The organism is Micromonospora tarensis (genome assembly GCF_016803395.1).
GTDB lineage: Bacteria > Actinomycetota > Actinomycetes > Mycobacteriales > Micromonosporaceae > Micromonospora > Micromonospora tarensis.
Genome location: NZ_JAEVHL010000161.1, coordinates 1 through 15301, shown reverse-complemented (window position 1 = coordinate 15301; position 15301 = coordinate 1). Strand labels below are relative to the sequence as shown.

The window sequence follows — 15301 nt, the reverse complement described above, 5'->3', positions numbered from 1 at the left end:
CTGCTCCACCCGCGCGGCCCGTGCCCGCCCCACGCGCGCCCGCCTCGCCGGCGGCCGAGCCTGCGCCGCCTTCCCGCACCGGCACGGCCGACGACGACACGATCCAGATGCAGGCGGTGCCGCACTCGCCCGCCGCACGGCTCTGAGCGGCGGCGACGCCGCGCCAACGACGTCGCGGGAGTGTGACACTCCCGCCCGACCAGCCGTGTGTTTCTGCTGGAGGTCAGCGACCGCCGCCCCGGAAAACCTCCGCCACGGTGCGGAGGACGACCTTGACGTCGAGCCAGAGCGACCAGTTCTCGATGTAGTAGTTGTCGAACCTCGCCCGGTCGGAGATCGGCGTGTCCCCGCGGAGGCCGCTGACCTGCGCGAGCCCGGTCAGCCCGACGGGCACCCGGTGACGCATCGCGTAGTTCGGGTACTCGGCGGAGAACTTCTCCACGAAGTGTGGCCGTTCCGGCCGTGGCCCGACGATGCTCATCTCACCACGCATGATGTTCCAGAGCTGCGGCAGCTCGTCCAGTGAGGTGCGGCGCATGAACCGGCCGATCGGCCCGACCCGCGAGTCGTGTGCGATGGACCAGTTCGTCTGCGACTCCCGCTCGTCCACCGGGCGCATCGACCTGAACTTGATGACCTTGAACGGCTTGCCGTAGCGACCGATCCGCTCCTGGTAGAAGAAGATGCCGCGACCACCGTCGATGAAGGTCGCGATCGCGCAGAGCAGCAGCACCGGGCTCAGCAGGATCAGTGCCACGCTGGCGACGAAGACATCGGATGCCCGCTTGATGGCCCAGCGCGGCCCGGACAGGGTGGTGTCCCCGATCTTGGCGATCGGGATCGCGCCGATGTGGTCGGGATATCCCGCCTGGGACCGGGACCCCCAGAGGCGCGGCACCACCCAGAGGTCACAGCGCGAGGTGTTCGGCTGGATCAGGGTGGCGATCAGTGTGGACTCCGTGCAGTCCGGGTCGGCGATCACCAGCACGTCGCAGTTCAGCAGCCGGACCAACTGTTCGGCGTTGTCGAGGGTGCCGAGCAGCGGGACCGCCCCGGAGTCCTGCCGGGACGGGGCGTCGACGCAGCCGACGAAGCGCAGGCCGTACTGCGGGTAGCGGCGCAACAGCCGGGCCAGCTCGACCCCGATCGGACCGCTGCCGATGATGATGGCGTTGTGCTCGACCCACCGTCGCCGACGCGCGACGATGGTGAACTTCCGGCTGAGTGCCCGACCGGCGATCACCAACACGGCGGAGAGCGCGACCCCGCGCATGAAGCTGGTCACGTACTCCACCGAGGCGTGACGTTCGGCCGCGATGATCGCCACCACCGCCGCCGAAGCCAGCAGTCGTCCGCAGAGGATCGGCAGTTCGTCAAGGATGCTGACGTGGCGGCGGGCCCGGTAGAGCCCGCCCGCCGCGAAGATTGCCACGGTGAGCACGGCGTGGGCCAGGATGCCCCGCCAGTAGTTCTGGGTCAACAGCAGCGGCGTCAGCAGCGCGATGACGTCGATGGGAGCCGCCATCATCCAGGCGCGGAGGAATCGGGTGCCGGTCGACGCCCGGGAGCTGGCGTAGGGCAGCACCGCGGTGGTGTCGAGGCCGGGAACCGCGGGTGCGCTGGTCGCTGGATCAGGTCGTTCGACACGGGGCATCGCGCCGACGGTCGGCGCGTCGCTCGGTGCCTGTTGCCGCGGGGCCACTGGCTGCTGTGCGGCCCCGCCGAGTGTGTTCGAGTCGCTTACCGCCGACTGTCTGGACATGTTCGATTCCTCCCCCGTGACAGCCCTCGGCCATACGTGTCGAGCCTTGGGCGATCGCAGGATATGAGGAGCTCTACCGTGCCGCCAGAGCCGGAAGGACGATTAGTCGCCCTACTTCCCGGCAGCGAGAATCTCCGGCACCGCGTCCCGTCGAACCGCGCCATAGAACGACTTTGCCTTCTCGGTGTTCGCGAAGACAACGCTCTCGCTGCCGACCCGGCCGGTGCCCTTTGTCGGGCTGGTCAGGAAGGTGAGGTTGCCGCCGCGCAGGTTGCGCAGGTCGGTCGCCATGTCCAGCAGTGACATCTTCTCGTCCACCGACACCGCGCTGGACGAAGCCTTGACGAACGAGTTGAGCCGGGCCGGGTTGGTGAGGATGCCGCCGGAGGCAGCCTTGTCCATGATTGCCTTGATGACCTGCTGCTGGTGTCGGATGCGGGCGAAGTCGCCGTCGGCGAACTGCTTACGCTGCCGCGAATAGTCCAACGCCGCCGCGCCATCCATCCGCTGCATGCCCTGTTTGAAGGCACGGAACGGCGGGTGAATCGAGGTGAATGACTTCTCCGAGTCGATGTCGACGCCGCCCAGCGCGTCGATGATTTCCACGAATCCGGCAAAATCAATGATCATGACGTGATCGACACGAACGTCGGTGAACTTCTCCACGGTCTGCACCATGAGTGGCACCCCACCCCAGGCGTAGGCCGCGTTGATCTTGGCATCCCGGCCGCCGTTGTCGCCGTTCTTGGAACGCGGCACCGGCACCCAGGTGTCCCGGGGGATGGAGACGAGCTGAGCGCTCGATCGGTCCTTCGGAATGTGCGCCAGGATGATGCTGTCGGTTCGCGAGCCGGTCGTGCCCTCCGGATCACGGGAGTCGCTGCCCAGGATCAGCATGTTCAGCGCGCCCTTGGCGGCCGGCTGGGGACGGCTCTCCTCGGGCACGTCCGCGAACGCGTCCACCCGCTCGATGCCGGAATTGATCGAGCGGAAGTAAAGCCCGCCCGCGACGAGACCACCACCGCCGAGCAACGCCAGTACCAGAAAGGTGATCAGAACGACCTTTTGCCACCGCGGGCGGCGGCGTCGCGATCGGGGTGCCTCAGTCGGCTCGGGTAGTGACTGCGCGTCAACGAACTGGGTGCGGGGTTCCTCGTGCTCCTGGCGATACTGCATGCCGCGATGCTACTGATTCCGCGTTACCGCCATGCACCCCCGTCCGGCCCACTTGGTCGCACATCCTTGGCCAAAAAACGTTCCTACCAAACGATTGCCCGAACCCGAGATGAATCAGCGGTGGACACTCGGCGCGCTGGCTGGTCACCCGCCGCGAGCAGCACCACGGCCCGGGCCCGCCCAGCACTGGTACCCGGGCGACGGAATCGGCGTGGCATGGTAGCCGGGTGCGGCTGACCTCGATTCACACGTACCCGGTCAAGGGTTGTCACCGGCTCGACCACGACGACGCGTTCGTGCGGCCGTGGGGCCTGGCCGGCGATCGGCGCTGGATGGTCGTGGATGCCGACGGCGTCGGCGTCACCCAACGGGACACCACCCGGCTGGTCGACCTGCGCGCCGCGGTGCGACCCGGTGGTCTGACGCTGCGCGCCGACGGGCAGCCCGACCTCGACGTCGCGGAGCCGGCCGACGGCACGCCGATCGGGGTACGCACCTTCCGCAGTCGCACGTTCCCGGTTCCCGCCCGGCTGGCCGGCCGGGCGGCCGACGACTGGCTCGGCGCGCTGCTCGGCCGACCGGTCCGACTGGTCTGGTTGGCCGAGCCGACCCGCCACCTGGCCGTCGGTAGCCGCGAGCACGACCCCGGCGACCAGGTCAGCTTCGCCGACGCCTACCCGCTTCTGCTGGCCAACGCCGCCTCGCTCGACGCGCTCAACGACTGGCTGGCCGAGGTGGGGGAGGAACCGGTGCCGATGACCCGGTTCCGGCCCAACCTGGTGGTCGACGGCGCGCCGGCCTGGGCCGAGGACGACTGGGCCGGCCGGTCGCTGCGCGTCGGTGAGCGGTGGTTCCGCGCCGCCGGGCCGTGCGACCGATGCGTGGTGACCACGACCGACCAGGAGACCGGGGTACGCACGAAGGAGCCGCTGCGCACGCTCGGGCGACACCGCAACATCAAGCAGAAGCTCCTCTTCGGACTGAACCTGGTGCCGCTCGACAGCGGACCCCTGACCGTGGGCGCGCCGATCGTCGTCGCGCCCTGACCGGGCGCCGGCGCCCCGCGACAGGCGTCGTCGCCGCCCCGCGACCGACATCCGCCGATCACCGTCCGTCGATGCTGTCTTAGCTTTGGCTTAGCCGGCTTGTCGGCACCCGCCCGGGTCCGGCAGCATCGCCGTCGTGGCGGACGGTAGCGCTGTCGACATCAGCATCGACCTGGATCAGGTTCCCGAGGACCGGCCCGCGCCGTCGTCCGGTCCGATGCCCTGGCTGGTCGCCACCGGCGTCACCGTCCTCGCGGCGGCGCTCGGTCTGACGCTGACAGTGCGTTCCGGCTCCACGCCGGCCTGCGCCGCCGGTCGATCGCTGGCCGCGCCGCCCACCGGCACCGCCTCGCACAGCGGCAAGGCGACGTTCTACGACTCGAACGGCGCCGGCGGCAACTGCTCGAATCCCGCCGCCCCGGCCAACCGGCTCTACGTCGCGCTCGGCCCGACCGAATACTCCGCCGGCGCGCCTGCGGCGGGTTCCTCGACGTCACCGGCCCGAAGGGCACCGTCCGAGTGCTCATCATGGATCAGTGCCCGGAGTGCGAACCCGGGCACCTCGATCTGTCCCGCGAGGCGTTCGCCCGGATCGCCGACCCGGTCCAGGGCCTTGTCCCGGTCACCTACCGGGCGGTGGTCAACCCGCCACTGCCCGGGCCACTCACCTTCCGGATCAAGGAGGGCGCGTCGCAGTGGTGGTTCGCCGTGCGGATCGGCAACCACGGCAACCCGTTGCGGTCCGTCGAGGTACGGCAGAGCGACAGCGATCCGTGGCAGTCCGCCGCCCGGCAGGACTACAACTACTGGCTGATCGCCTCGGGGGCCGGGTCGGGGCCGTTCAGCGTCCGGGTCACCGACGTGTACGGAAACCGGGTCGCCGTCGGCGGCATCCGGATGGCGCCCGGGCAGGTGCAGAACAGCACGGTTCGGATGTACGGGCGCGGGGCCGGGGCGGCCACACCGCGCCCGTCCGCCGTCGCCCCGGCCGTCCGGCAAGGCCCCCGCCGCCGCGCCGACCGACCCGCCGTCCGGTGTCGGTGGCGAGGGCGAGCGGGTCCGCCACCGGCGCGCCGAGCAGCAGTCCGGCAGCGGCGAACGCCCGCTGGTGCGCGGGCTGACCGCTCAGTCGGTCGGACCCAGGTCGAGCCACATCAGAACCTCGTCCCGGTCGTCGCCGGGGGCCACCCGCAGCGCGCCCGGCAACCGGCCGACCTCCCGGTATCCGAGGCGGGTGTAGAACTTCTCCAACCCCAGCCCGCCGCGCACCGTGACGTGCAGCGCCTCGTGGCCGAACGCCCTGCCCAGCCGGGCGGCCTCGGTCATCATCGCCGAGCCGTAGCCGCTGCCCTGGGTGTCCGGGTGGACCATCACCCGCTTCAGCACGCACCAGTGCGCCTTGAGCGGGAACCGGTTGTCGCTGAAGATCAACACGGCGACCAGCCGGTCACCGGAGTAGCCGACCAGCAGCCGGTCCGGTCCGTCGGCGATGTCGGCGAACGTCGGGTCGGCGATCACGCGGACGTCGTCGGCGCTGACCGGCGGGACGAAGCCGACCGCGCCACCGGCGTTGCTGGCGTCCACCCAGAGGTCGACGATCTCGGCGCACAGCCGCGGGGTCAGGTCGGGGTCGAGGACGAAGCGCAGACTCACGCCCGCCATCCTGACCGTTTGGACCGTGGGACGGCCGGCGCGTGTGATCCGACCGACAGTGACCGAGTCGGGCGAGCTGCCGGCTGAACAGTGCGGGAGAGGGGATTCGAACCCCCACATCCTTCCGGATACAGGTTCCTAAGACCTGCGCGGCTGCCGTTACGCCACTCCCGCCGACCCGCTGAGTCTAGAGCGTCTGGCCCCCACGGTGTCGAGCCCGGCCTGCTCGAGGGTGGTCGAGATCGTGTCGTGACTCGTGGCGTAGCGGCTCGGTGTGACGGGTTCAGTCCAGGCCGAGGTCGCGGCGGAGCTTCGCGACGTGCCCGGTGGCCTTGACGTTGTAGAGCGCCCGTTCGATCTTGCCGTCGGCATCGATCACGAACGTCGAGCGGATCACGCCGGTGACGGTCTTGCCGTACAGCTGCTTCTCGCCGTACGCGCCGTAGGCGGTCAGCACCGCCCGGTCCTGGTCCGACACCAGCGGGAAGGTGATGGCGTCGCGCTCGCGAAACTTCGCCAGCTTCTCCGGCTTGTCCGGCGAGATGCCGACGACCTCGTAGCCGGCGGCCTGGAGTGCGGCGAGCGAGTCGCGGAAGTCGCAGGCCTGCTTGGTGCAGCCCGGGGTCATCGCGGCCGGGTAGGCGTACAGGACCACCTTGCGGCCGCGTAGGTCGGCGAGGGAGAGCTGGTCGCCGGTGTCGGTGGCGAGGGTGAACTCGGGGGCGGGATCACCGGGGGAGAGTCGGTCGGGCGCGGTCATGGCCCGACCATACCGCCGCGCCGGCCGGTGCTGTCGCCGCCGCTGCGGCCTACCTGTCAGCTTCGCTAAAGGTGATCATCACCTCGCGTTGTTGCCAGAGTATGGCAACAACGTGGCTTGGGAAATAGGCTGAGCCACGCCGGCCCGGTCGGGGTCCGCTGACGCGTGGGAGGTCGCGTGGAAACACTGGCGATGCACATCTCGAACGGGATCATCGACGGTCCCGTCGCGGCGATCTTCGCCGCGCTCGCGCTCGTCGCGCTGACCGGCTGCGTGCTGCGCGGCCGGCGGGACCTGGACGACCGGCTGGCCCCGATGGCCGGTCTGGTGGCGGCGTTCATCTTCGCCGTCCAGATGCTCAACTTCCCGATCTTCACGGCCGGGGTCAGTGGTCACCTGCTCGGTGGCGCGCTGGCCGCCATGCTGGTCGGCCCGTGGGTCGGCGCGCTCTGCGTGGCCGTGGTGCTGGTCGTGCAGGCACTGATCTTCGGTGACGGCGGCGTGGCGATGCTCGGCCTGAACATCACCAACATGGCGCTGCTCGGCACCGCCGCGGCGTACCTGTTGATCGCGCTGCTGCTGCGGGTGCTGCCGCGTACCCCCGCCGGCCTGGCGGTGACCGCCTTCGTCGCCGCGATGCTCAGCGTGGTGGTCGCGTCGCAGGGCTTCGTCCTGCAGTACTGGCTCGGCGGCACCACCGACCTGGGCGGCAACCTGGCCGGACTGGCCGGCACGATGGCCGGCGTCCACCTGCTGATCGGCATCGGTGAGGGCCTGATCACCGCGACCACCGTGCTGACCGTCGCGAAGGTGCGCCCCGACCTGGTGTACGCGCTGCGCTCCCTGCGCACGCCCATCGCCCCCGCTGTCCCGGTCGCCGGAGGTGTCCGATGAAGAACCGTTCCTGGGCCTTCCTGGCCGGCGGCCTGCTGGTCGCCCTGCTGCTCGCCGGGGTGGTGAGCAACTACGCCTCGTCGCACCCGGACGGGTTGGACTCCTCGCTGCTCAAGGGCTGCACCGTCGACGCGACGACAACATCGTCGGCGGCAGCTGCCCGGCTCAGCAGGCGAAGGAGCACGAACTGGGGGACAGCCCGCTGGCCGACTACGGGGTGCGCGGCATCGGGAACAGCTTCGTCTCCACCGGCCTGTCCGGGGTGCTCGGCGTGCTTGTCACCTTCGCGATCGGCGCCGGCGGCTTCTGGCTGCTGCGCCGCCGGGGCGGCACGCCGACCGGCGGTGAGCCGACCACGCCCAGCACGCGCGACGCGGCGGCGGCCCGCGCCGAAGCGACGAACTGAGCAGGGGGTACGCGGGAATGGGCGCCGGTCACGGGCATGTGCTGTACCGCGAGTCGGACTCGCCGGTGCACCGGCTCCCACCCGAGGTCAAGATCGCGGCGATGGTGGTCTTCACCATCGCCGTGGTGGCCACGCCGCGTACGGCGTTCTGGGCCTTCGGCGGGTACGCCCTGCTGGTGGCGGCGGTGGCCGCGCTGGCCCGGGTGGGCCCGCGCTGGCTGCTCAGCCGGGCGCTGATCGAGGTGCCGTTCGTGGTGTTCGCCGTCGCCCTGCCGTTCCTCGGCAGCGGTGACCGGGTCGAGGTGCTGGGCCTGCGGCTGTCCGAGGACGGGCTGCACGGCGCCTGGAACATCCTGGCCAAGGGCACCCTGGGCGTGCTCGCCTCGCTGCTGCTCGCCGCGACCACCACCACCCGCGACCTGATCGTGGGGCTGGACCGGCTGCACTGCCCGCAGGTGCTCACCCAGATCGCCACGTTCATGCTGCGCTACCTCGACGTGCTGGTCGGCGAGGCGCGGCGGATGCGGGTGGCCCGGATCTCCCGGGGCGACGACCCCCGGTTCCTGTGGCAGCTCCGCGGCTTCGCCGCCGGGATCGGCGCGCTGTTCCTGCGCGCCTTCGAGCGCGGCGAGCGGGTCTACCTGGCGATGCTGTCCCGGGGGTACACCGGGCGGATGCCCGCCGGGTGGCAGGGCGAGGGCGCGGCGAGTGCCGGTCAGTGGCTGGTCGCGGCGACAGTGCCGGTGTTGGCGGCCACCATCGCCGTGACCTCGGTCGTGCTGTCATGATCGGTCTCGTGCAGACCGCCGAATCGCTTGACGTCCGGGGCGTCCGGTACGCGTACCCCGACGGGCACGTCGCCTGCACGGGGTGGATCTGCGCGTGCCGCGCGGTGACCGGGTGGCGCTGCTCGGGCCCAACGGGGCCGGCAAGACCACGCTGGTGCTGCACCTCAACGGCATCCTCGCCGCGACCGAGGGCAGCGTGACCGTCGGCGGCCTGACGGTCACCCCGGACCGGGCCACCCTGGCCGAGGTGCGCCGCCGGGTGGGCATCGTCTTTCAGGACCCGGACGACCAGTTGTTCCTGCCCACGGTGGCCGAGGACGTGGCATTCGGGCCGGCGAACCTCGGTCTGCGCGGGCCGGAGTTGGCCGCCCGGGTGGACGAGGCGCTCGCCGCGGTCGGGATGAGCGAGCACCGGGACCGGGCCCCGCAGCATCTCTCGTTCGGGCAGCGCCGCCGGGTGGCGGTGGCCACCGTGCTGGCCATGCACCCGGAGATCCTGGTGCTCGACGAGCCGTCCTCGAACCTGGACCCGGCGGCCCGTCGCGAGCTGGCCGAGATCCTGCGCGACCTGCCGGTGACCCTGCTGATGGTCACGCACGACCTGCCGTACGCGGCGGAGCTGTGCGAGCGCTCGGTGATCCTCGACGGCGGCCGGATCGTCGCCGACGCCCCCACCGGCACCCTGCTTCGGGACGCGGCCCTGCTGGCCCGCCACCGACTGGAGCTTCCGTACGGCTTCACCCCGCAGCCGTAGACCCGCGCCGCGCGGCGTCGACCCGGGGGGCCGTCGCGGCGGCCCGGGAGGCCGCGTGCAGGCGGAGGATGCCGGCGGCCGTCGCGCCGATGCCGGTGATCAGGACCAACGCCACCATGACCCGGGCGACCCCGGGCGACCAGGGCACCGGGGCGATGGACCGGGCGAACACGGCCGCGTTGGCCACGCCGCCGAAGAGCGCCAGACAGGCCCCGGCCAGCGCCACCGCGAAGTCGGCTGCCGGGCGGCGGCTCAGCGCGTACCAACCGGCGGCGATCGCGCCGAGGCCGGTGAGCAGCGGCCAGATCTGCCCGGACAGCAGCCCGGCCAGCACCCCGCCGACCCCCTGGGCGCCCGCGTCGACCTCCCGTCCCACCGGATAGCCGACCGCGACCGCGCCGCCGACCACGAGCAACGCGCCGAGCGCGGACAGCGCTCGGGCGCCGGCGGGGGAGGCGGCGGCGACCAGACCGAGTGCGCCCACCGCGAGCAGCCCGACGATGCTCACCGCCCACCAGGTGTACCCGTCCGGCGGCGGCACCCAGTCCAACGTGCCGACGATCGCCACCGGGTCGGTGCCGTCGCGCAACGGGACGGTCCAGTCCCGGACCCGGTGCTCGCGCTCCGGCGCGGCGCGTACCGCCGCCGGTGGCGCCGGCTCCTGCCACAACGCGCGCTGGTCGTGCCAGCGCACTGTGGTCCCGTCGGCGACCCGCCGCCAGGACGGCGGGGCGGCCGGATCGGCCTCGGCCGGCAGCGCGGTGTCCCCGGCGATGGTGCGGTTCAGGTAGGCGGCGGGGGAGCGGCTGTTCTCGAAGACCCCGTCCGGGCCGACCCGCAGGTACGGCTCACCCGAGTAACCGATCACCTCGATGGCGCGGCCGGTGCGGTTGGTCAGCTCCAGTCGGGCGCCCGCCTCGACGACGCGTACCTCCAGCCCTGGCCGGGCCGGCGCGACCCCGGCGGTGCGGGTCCGGTAGTCGGTGGCGTCCGGGGCGTCCGCGCCGTGCGCGGCGGCGGGGGCCGCGCTGATCAGCGTCGCCGCGCAGCCGGCGGCGGCGACCAGGCCGACGCGGGCCAGCAGGGTACGGATCACTTGCCGGCCGCCGCCACGGCCGCGGTGAGGCCCTGCGGGCTGCGGTCAGCGAGGGGCTGGCCGTTCACCAGGATGGTCGGCGTGCCGGTGACGTCGCTCTGGCCGGCCTCGTCGGTGACGTGCTCGGTCCACGTCTGGTACGTGCCGTCCTTGACGCAGCCGGCGAACGAGGCCCGGTCGAGCCCCACCCCGGCGCCGATGTCGATCAGCTCGTCGTTGCTGAGCCCGGCACTGCCCTCCGGCGGCTGCTTGGCGAAGAGCGCCGAGGCGTACTCCCGGAACTTCCCGCCGGCCGCCGCGCACCCGGAAGCCGCCGACGACCGGCTGGAGTATTCGGTGGTGGAGAAGCGGTTGAGGTACGCCACCGGGTGGTAGACCACCCGGGCCTTGTTCTCTGCCGCCAACTGCTCCAGCGTCGACCCGCTGGCCTGCTCGAACTGGTTGCAGGCCGGGCAGAGGAAGTCCTCGTAGACGTCGACGGTGACCGGCCCGCCACCGGTGACGATGCCGGTGCCGTCGGCGTTCGCGCCGGGCGGGGTGGTGAAGGTGTCCGAACGCTGGCCGGACCAGACGGCCCAGCCGACCACCCCGGCGATGACCAGGACGACGACCGCGGCGGCGGAGACCCAGATCGTGCGGCGGCGCCGCCGCTCGCGGGCAAGTTGCTCGCGGACCACCCGGGCGGCGTCCCGCTGCCCCTTGCGACTACTCATCCTCGTCCTCCACCACGGGTTCGCCGGACAACCACCCGTCCACCGATACCGGCGTACGCGGCCAGATCAGCAGAAATCCGGCCAATACCAAGAATCCCAGGTCCCGGAGGATCTCCGGGAGGTAACTGGGTGCCTGCCCCTCGGCCAGCTGTCCGCCGCTGCCGAAACAGCCGCAGTCGATGGCCAGCCCACGCGTCCAGGCCGAGGCGATCCCCACGATGAAGACCACCAGCAGCGCGGCGGACACCCCGGCGATCAGCCGGGTGGCCAGCCCCAACAGCAGCAGCACGCCCAACGCCAGCTCGACGAAGGGCAGCGCCGCGCCGAGCACGGTCGCCACGTCGTACGGCAGCACCTGGTACGCGTTGACGGCCCGCCCGGACGCGGCCAGGTCGCCGACCTTCGACGCGCCGGCGACCAGCCAGACGGCGGCGAGGCCCAGTCGGGCCGCGATGCCGAGCCAGGGGCGGACGACGGGCCACCGGCGGCCCCGGGTGCGAGGTGCAGTCACGCTCATTTGTCGTTCCGTCCGCGCCGGAAGTTCCGGGGTCAGCCGGTCAGGGCGTCGCCGACCGCCTCGACCAACTCGTCACGGGCCCGGGCGACCCGGGACCGGATGGTGCCCACCGGCACCCCCTCGACGGCGGCGCCTCGGCGTACGACAGCCCGAGCAGCTGGGTGAGCACGAACGCCGCGCGGCGCTCGGCGCTGAGCCGACGAACCAGGTCGTGCGCCCCGAGCTGGCCGGCCGGGTCCGGGTGCGGGCGGTCGGTGTACGCGTTCGCCGCCAGCCGCTCGTCGAGCCGCCGCCGTCGAACGACAGTGCGCAGGTGGTCGGCGCAGGTCCGCCGGGCGATGCCGAGCAGCCAGGTGCGGGCGCTGGAGCGACCCTCGAACGCGGGCAGCGCCCGAAACGCCCGCAGGTAGGTCTCCTGGGTCAGGTCGTCGGCGCTGTCCTGGTCGACCAGGGCGGCGGCGAACCGCCAGACCTCGGCCTGGGTCAGCCGGACGAACGCCGCCTGGGCGGTGGGGTCACCGTCGCGGGCGGTGAGCGCCCACTCGGTTGCCGGGTCCCGGGCGACGTCGCCGGCCGGCTCGGCCAGACCGGCGGCAGCGGTGTCACGCGGGACAGGGATCACGACAAACCAGGTTACGCGGCGGCCGGTGAAGCGTCAGGGTCCTTGGCCGCTGGATGGTCTGCGCCACGTCGGGAACTTTTTCCCACCACGGGCCGACTAACGCTTCATGACGCGCGACCACGGACGCGACCGGCCGCCTCGGGTCGCCGAAAGGGACACCGATCGGCAACCATGGCCGGCATGACTGTCGCCCCCCGCCGCTGGGCCGCCCGGCTGGCCGCCGCCGCCGGCCTGCTGGTCACCGTCGTCGCCCTGCTGATCGCGCCTGCCACCCCGGCCAGCGCCCACGCGGTGCTGGAGAGCACCAGCCCGGCCGCCTCGTCGATCGTGCCGAGCGGGCCGTCCGAGGTGGTTCTGACGTTCAGCGAGTCGGTCCGGAAGGTCCCCGACAAGGTCAGGATCATCGCCCCGGACGGCTCCCGCGCCGACCGGGGCGAGCCGTCGTTCGACGGCAAGGTGGTCCGCATCCCGGTGGACCCGGGCGGTGCGCGCGGCACCTACCTGGTCAGTTTCCGGGTGATCTCCGCCGACAGCCACCCGGTCTCCGGGGCCTTCACCTACTCGGTCGGGGCACCCTCGACGCCCCCCGTCGACTCCGGCTCGGACAGCCGCGCCAACCCGGTGGTGAGCAACGCGGTGAAGGTGGCCCGCTTCCTCGGCTACGCCGGCCTGGTGCTGCTGGTCGGGCCGGCGCTGGTGCTCGCCGCGCTCTGGCCACGACGGCTCTCCCGGCGGGGGCCGACCCGACTGGCCTGGACCGGCCTGGGCCTGGTGGCTCTCGCCACCCTCGCCGACCTGTGGTTGCAGGTGCCCTACACGGCCGGCGGTGGTCTCTTCGACGTCACCGGCGAGGGGTTCGGCACGGTGTTCGGCAGCGCCTTCGGCGCCGCCCACCTGGTCCGACTCGGTCTGCTGGCGGCCTCCGTCTTCCTGCTCCGGCCGCTGCTGGCCCGCCCGGCCGGCCGGGCCGACGCGATCATCCTGGCCGTGCTCGGCGCGGCGGCGCTGCTGACCTGGCCGTTGGCCGGGCACCCGGCGGCCTCCCCGGCGCCGGCGGTCTCCGTGGTGGTCGACGCGGTCCACCTGGGCAGCATGGCGGTCTGGTTGGGCGGCCTGCTCATGCTCGCCGTCTTCCTGCTGCGGCAGGCCGACGAGCGGGAGCTGGGCGCGATCCTGCCGATCTGGTCCCGCTGGGCGGCGCTCGCCGTCTCGGCGTTGCTGCTGGCCGGCACCGTCCAGGCCCTGATCGAGGTGGCCACCCCGCAGGCGCTGTTCAACACCACGTACGGGCGGCTGCTGCTCGCCAAGATCGGGCTGTTCGCGCTGGTCATCGCCGTGGCCGCGTACTCCCGGCAGTTGGTGCGCAGCCGGGTCGCCGAGCAGCGCCCGGCGCCGGTACGCCGGGCGGTCTGGGTGGAGCTGGCGGTCACCGTGGTGGTGCTGGGGCTGTCCGCCACGCTGGTGCAGACCACGCCCGCGCGGACCGCGGTGGCCGAGCCGTCCGGCGGCGTCGAGGCCGGCCAGTTCTCCACCACCCTGTCCAACTCGCTCTTCACCATGCAGATCGAGCTGAGCCCGGCCGAGCGGGGCAACAACTCGGTGCACCTCTACGCCTACAGCAAGGACAATCTGCCGCTGCCGGTGAAGGAGTGGAAGGCGACCGCCGCGCTGCCCTCGGCCGGGATCGAGGCGATCGAGGTCCCGCTGCTGCCGCTGACCGACAGCCACGCGTACGGCGACGTCAGTCTGCCGGCGGCCGGTGACTGGCAATTGAAGATCACCGCCCGTACGACCGACATCGACCAGGCCACGGTGACCGCCACCGTGCCCATCCGTTAGAGAGGCCCGCGACACCCATGACCCGATTCCGGCGTACCGCAACCGCCGCTGCCGCCCTGGCGTTCACCGCCGCCACCGCTGTGCTCGGCTTCGCCGGGCCGGCGTCCGCCCACGTCACGGTGAACCCGAAGGAGGCGACCCAGGGCGGTTACGCCCGGGTGGCGTTCCGGGTGCCCAACGAGAGCGACAGCGCGTCGACGGTCAAGCTCGAGGTGGTGCTTCCGGAGAACGCCCCGGTCGGCTCGGTCTCGACGATGCCCATCCCCGGCTGGACGGTGGCCGTGGAGAAGCGCAAGGTGGACCCGCCGATCGAGGTGCACGGCAGCCCGATCACCGAGGCGGTGTCCAAGCTGACCTGGACCGCCTCCGGTGACGCCGGGGTGAAGCCGGGCCAGTTCCAGGAGTTCCCCGTTTCGATGGGGCCGCTGCCCACTGTCGGGTCGATGGTCTTCAAGACCCTGCAGACCTACTCGGACGGCAACATCTCGCGCTGGATCGACGAGCCGGCGCCGGGCGCCGAGGAGCCGGAGCACCCGGCCCCGGTGCTCACCCTGGCCGCCGAGGCCCCGGCCGGTTCGGCCGCGCCGACCGCCTCCGCCGCCGTCGCGGCCCCCGACGACGACGATGACGACGAGGGCAACGGGCTCGCGGTCGGCCTGGGTGTGGCCGGTCTCGTCGCCGGTCTGGCCGGCCTGACGCTGGGCGGGCTGGCGTTCGCGCGGACCCGCCGGGAGCCGACCGCCACGTCCTGACCCCGTCCTACCCGCTGGCCCGCCGGAGCACCCGGCGGGCAGCGTGCTTTCCGTTGTCGAATGCCCCCGTGCCGTGGATATCCCCTGATCAGACGGTGTACGTCGGTAAGGTCGGCCGAGTGTTCGGCTACGAAAGGGGGACGGTGCGGATGCGTTTCGCGCGGGTGATCGCCGGGGTGCTGCTGTTGGTCGTGGGGATTCCGGCGCTGTTCGCCGGTGGCGCGCTGTGGCTGGTGACCCGACACGCCGATCCAGGCGGGGCCTTCGCCGGCCGCTTCGAGACGGTCCGCACGCCCGGTCACGCGGTCGTGGTCGGCGACCTCGACAGGTTGCTGCGGCAGGAGGCGCCGTTCGCGCGTACCGGGCAGACCCGACTGCGACTGGACGCCCGAACCACGGATGGCCCGGCCTTCGTCGGGCTGGCGCCCGCCGTCGAGGTGCGCCGCTGGCTGGAGCCGGTGCCGCACGCCGCGGTCCGCCGGGTGGCGCTGGCCCGGGGTCCGCTGCCGGTCCGGCTGGAGCC

General features: G+C 72.3%; 13 protein-coding genes, 1 tRNA gene and 5 pseudogenes. 9 read left to right on the top strand and 10 right to left on the bottom strand.

The window, feature by feature from the left end:
- Window positions 1-223: 223 nt before the first annotated feature.
- Window positions 224-1654, bottom strand: a complete 1431-nt coding sequence (locus JM949_RS24830) for a sugar transferase (protein ID WP_203150711.1) — start codon at window positions 1652-1654, stop codon at window positions 224-226.
- Between the two features lie 219 nt (window positions 1655-1873).
- Window positions 1874-2938, bottom strand: coding sequence for an LCP family protein (locus JM949_RS24825; RefSeq protein WP_203150710.1), 1065 nt, complete (start codon window positions 2936-2938; stop codon window positions 1874-1876).
- 227 nt (window positions 2939-3165) lie between these two features.
- Here JM949_RS24825 and JM949_RS24820 point away from each other — a divergent pair, with 227 nt between their 5' ends.
- Entirely contained in the window at window positions 3166-3984 is an 819-nt protein-coding gene (locus JM949_RS24820) for an MOSC domain-containing protein (protein ID WP_203150709.1), read from the top strand.
- Between the two features lie 177 nt (window positions 3985-4161).
- Here JM949_RS24820 and JM949_RS37685 read toward each other — a convergent pair whose 3' ends face one another.
- Window positions 4162-4347: a hypothetical protein gene (locus tag JM949_RS37685; protein ID WP_238433821.1), complete on the bottom strand. Its 186-nt coding sequence runs from the start codon at window positions 4345-4347 to the stop codon at window positions 4162-4164.
- Window positions 4348-4512: 165 nt separating this feature from the next.
- On the opposite strand from JM949_RS37685, the pseudogene JM949_RS37680 reads away from it, so the two are divergent.
- Window positions 4513-4860: pseudogene (locus tag JM949_RS37680) on the top strand (expansin EXLX1 family cellulose-binding protein); the annotation flags it as partial.
- 249 nt (window positions 4861-5109) lie between these two features.
- Here the strand turns inward: JM949_RS37680 and JM949_RS24810 are convergent.
- The 3 genes from JM949_RS24810 to bcp form a co-directional block, all read right to left on the bottom strand.
- Window positions 5110-5637, bottom strand: coding sequence for a GNAT family N-acetyltransferase (locus tag JM949_RS24810; RefSeq protein ID WP_407664817.1), 528 nt, complete (start codon window positions 5635-5637; stop codon window positions 5110-5112).
- Between the two features lie 91 nt (window positions 5638-5728).
- Window positions 5729-5811, bottom strand: a tRNA-Leu gene (locus JM949_RS24805).
- Window positions 5812-5920: 109 nt separating this feature from the next.
- Window positions 5921-6397, bottom strand: coding sequence for a thioredoxin-dependent thiol peroxidase (bcp, locus tag JM949_RS24800; RefSeq protein ID WP_203150707.1), 477 nt, complete (start codon window positions 6395-6397; stop codon window positions 5921-5923).
- Window positions 6398-6574: 177 nt separating this feature from the next.
- Between bcp and JM949_RS24795 the strand changes: the two genes are divergently transcribed.
- From JM949_RS24795 to JM949_RS24780, 4 genes and pseudogenes are all read left to right on the top strand, one after another.
- A complete protein-coding gene (locus JM949_RS24795) occupies window positions 6575-7291 on the top strand; it encodes an energy-coupling factor ABC transporter permease (protein WP_203150706.1) in 717 nt (238 codons plus the stop codon).
- Window positions 7288-7697: pseudogene (locus JM949_RS24790) on the top strand (PDGLE domain-containing protein). Before JM949_RS24795 ends, JM949_RS24790 begins: the two are co-directional and overlap by 4 nt.
- A 17-nt stretch (window positions 7698-7714) precedes the next feature.
- Window positions 7715-8485 (top strand): cobalt ECF transporter T component CbiQ, encoded by a 771-nt coding sequence (gene cbiQ / locus JM949_RS24785; RefSeq protein ID WP_203150705.1) that lies wholly within the window; start codon window positions 7715-7717, stop codon window positions 8483-8485.
- Window positions 8482-9239, top strand: a pseudogene (locus JM949_RS24780) (energy-coupling factor ABC transporter ATP-binding protein). The gene cbiQ and the pseudogene JM949_RS24780 overlap by 4 nt, the downstream one beginning before the upstream one ends.
- Here the strand turns inward: JM949_RS24780 and JM949_RS24775 are convergent.
- The 4 genes and pseudogenes from JM949_RS24775 to JM949_RS24760 all read right to left on the bottom strand — a co-directional run bounded on the left by JM949_RS24775 (window position 9223) and on the right by JM949_RS24760 (window position 12187).
- Window positions 9223-10335, bottom strand: coding sequence for a hypothetical protein (locus tag JM949_RS24775; RefSeq protein ID WP_203150704.1), 1113 nt, complete (start codon window positions 10333-10335; stop codon window positions 9223-9225). The pseudogene JM949_RS24780 and the gene JM949_RS24775 overlap by 17 nt on opposite strands.
- Entirely contained in the window at window positions 10332-11048 is a 717-nt protein-coding gene (locus tag JM949_RS24770) for a DsbA family protein (RefSeq protein WP_203150703.1), read from the bottom strand. Before JM949_RS24770 ends, JM949_RS24775 begins: the two co-directional genes overlap by 4 nt.
- Window positions 11041-11565, bottom strand: a complete 525-nt coding sequence (locus JM949_RS24765; RefSeq protein ID WP_203150702.1) for a MauE/DoxX family redox-associated membrane protein — start codon at window positions 11563-11565, stop codon at window positions 11041-11043. Before JM949_RS24765 ends, JM949_RS24770 begins: the two co-directional genes overlap by 8 nt.
- 32 nt (window positions 11566-11597) lie before the next feature.
- Window positions 11598-12187: pseudogene (locus JM949_RS24760) on the bottom strand (sigma-70 family RNA polymerase sigma factor).
- A gap of 171 nt (window positions 12188-12358) precedes the next feature.
- Between JM949_RS24760 and JM949_RS24755 the strand changes: the two are divergent.
- From JM949_RS24755 to JM949_RS24745, 3 genes and pseudogenes are all read left to right on the top strand, one after another.
- Window positions 12359-14026, top strand: coding sequence for a copper resistance CopC/CopD family protein (locus JM949_RS24755; RefSeq protein WP_203150701.1), 1668 nt, complete (start codon window positions 12359-12361; stop codon window positions 14024-14026).
- Between the two features lie 17 nt (window positions 14027-14043).
- On the top strand, window positions 14044-14778 hold the full coding sequence (locus tag JM949_RS24750; RefSeq protein ID WP_203150700.1) for a YcnI family copper-binding membrane protein: 735 nt from the start codon (window positions 14044-14046) through the stop codon (window positions 14776-14778).
- 149 nt (window positions 14779-14927) lie between these two features.
- Window positions 14928-15301, top strand: a pseudogene (locus tag JM949_RS24745) (hypothetical protein); the annotation flags it as partial.

Excerpts from the sequence above, each read along its gene's own strand:
- JM949_RS24830 (WP_203150711.1), bottom strand. The coding sequence starts at position 1,654 with ATGCCCCGTGTCGAACGACCTGATCCAGCGACCAGCGCACCCGCGGTT.
- JM949_RS24825 (WP_203150710.1), bottom strand. The coding sequence starts at position 2,938 with ATGCAGTATCGCCAGGAGCACGAGGAACCCCGCACCCAGTTCGTTGAC.
- bcp (WP_203150707.1), bottom strand. The coding sequence starts at position 6,397 with ATGACCGCGCCCGACCGACTCTCCCCCGGTGATCCCGCCCCCGAGTTC.
- cbiQ (WP_203150705.1), top strand. The coding sequence starts at position 7,715 with ATGGGCGCCGGTCACGGGCATGTGCTGTACCGCGAGTCGGACTCGCCG.
- JM949_RS24770 (WP_203150703.1), bottom strand. The coding sequence starts at position 11,048 with ATGAGTAGTCGCAAGGGGCAGCGGGACGCCGCCCGGGTGGTCCGCGAG.
- JM949_RS24765 (WP_203150702.1), bottom strand. The coding sequence starts at position 11,565 with ATGAGCGTGACTGCACCTCGCACCCGGGGCCGCCGGTGGCCCGTCGTC.
- JM949_RS24755 (WP_203150701.1), top strand. The coding sequence starts at position 12,359 with ATGGCCGGCATGACTGTCGCCCCCCGCCGCTGGGCCGCCCGGCTGGCC.
- JM949_RS24750 (WP_203150700.1), top strand. The coding sequence starts at position 14,044 with ATGACCCGATTCCGGCGTACCGCAACCGCCGCTGCCGCCCTGGCGTTC.